General features: G+C 43.3%; 1 protein-coding gene. It reads left to right on the top strand.

From position 1 onward, the window contains the following. Positions 1–615 (top strand): T7SS effector LXG polymorphic toxin (locus tag PGRAN_RS15355; RefSeq protein WP_036068587.1); only part of this gene is annotated, 615 nt, incomplete at both ends.

The following is a 615-nucleotide window of genomic DNA, read 5'->3' as shown; positions in this document are numbered from 1 at the left end:
CGAAATTATTGGTGATGATGAGATTAAAGGTGAGTTCGTTGATAGTGCGAAAAGCTATTATGAAACGGTGCACTATCCAATCGTAGACACAACCATTGAATGCTTGAGTGAAGCGGATCGGATTTTGAAGAAGTATGTGCAGGACTTTGAATCGCAGGTGGATGATGCTTTTGACTCCCGATTGGATTCGGATAAATTGGAAGCGTTGTATGCGGAAATCAGACGGTCAGAGAATTTGTTGGATGACTTCACGCATGCGATGGATTCGATGACGGGGAACTTGAACCTCGGACAACAGATAGGCATGAAGCTGGGGCTGGAAACGTCAATGATGCAAATCAAGGAAGAAATCAAGATTTTAGAACGATATCTGGATTTTGAGCATAGCCATACGAACGTGATGCATGATGTTTTATCGCGGATGTACCAAGTGAAGACCGGCGTGAATGAAATCATGGCAGGAAAAGCATTCAATGCGACAACACACACCTACGATTCCAGCAAAATGCAACTGGGCTGGTTGAACCATCTAGTACCAGAGAAGAAGCCAAAGAAAACGTATAATTTCGATGATTACACGAAGACGCTGGAAGGTAGTTACTGGGTCTTAAGTAA

It is taken from the genome of Listeria grandensis FSL F6-0971, from assembly GCF_000525835.1.
Taxonomy (GTDB): Bacteria; Bacillota; Bacilli; order Lactobacillales; family Listeriaceae; genus Listeria_A; species Listeria_A grandensis.
Note: the sequence above shows the minus strand (reverse complement) of the source record. Positions and strands in the feature narration are given on the sequence as shown.